The following is a 604-nucleotide window of genomic DNA, read 5'->3' as shown; positions in this document are numbered from 1 at the left end:
GGCGGATTCAACTGGTGGTCGCAACACCCCTGATGATCGGGGTGTTCGATGAAGTCTTGGAGCCGTCTTCCCGTGCCGCGGGAGCATCGTCGGGTCTTCTGGCGTGGTCTACGTGTGCATGGTCGGATCCCGGTGGCCGCGGTGGCTGCCGGGATCACGACCTGGTCAGCACAGGCTTGGATCCGTAAGGCTGGTGGGGTGCCCGATGTGTCCCTGGTGAAGCCTTCGGGCCGGTTGTTGTCGTTCGCGGAGCGTGAGGAGATCGCGCTGCTGCGGGCCGAGGGGGCCAGCGCGCGCCAGATCGCGAGGGTGCTGGGGCGGGCGCCGTCCACGATCACCCGGGAGCTGGCCGCGGGCACCCATCCCGACGCGCGGCGGTACAAGGCTTCGGTCGCGCACCGGCGGGCCGAACAACGTCTGGCCCGTCCCAAGCCGGGCAAGCTCGCGTCCAACCCGGCCCTGACGGCATGGGTCAGTGAGTGTCTGGGCGGGCACGAGCCGGGCACGGGCAAGGCCCGGTCGTGGAGCCCGCAGCAGATCTCCCGCCACCTGCGTCGGGAGTTCCCCGATGATGAGAGCATGCGGATCAGTCACGAGGCGATCT

General features: G+C 69.2%; 1 protein-coding gene. It reads left to right on the top strand.

Annotation, left to right across the window (positions count from 1 at the left end; translation table 11 throughout):
- Positions 1-198: 198 nt before the first annotated feature.
- A partial coding sequence (locus tag ACYVK7_RS17580; RefSeq protein WP_460889020.1) for a transposase occupies positions 199-604 on the top strand: 406 nt, incomplete at its 3' end.

It is taken from the genome of Promicromonospora xylanilytica, from assembly GCF_054782895.1.
The sequence above is the reverse complement of the archived record's forward strand: the minus strand, read 5'-3'. Positions and strand labels throughout refer to the sequence as shown.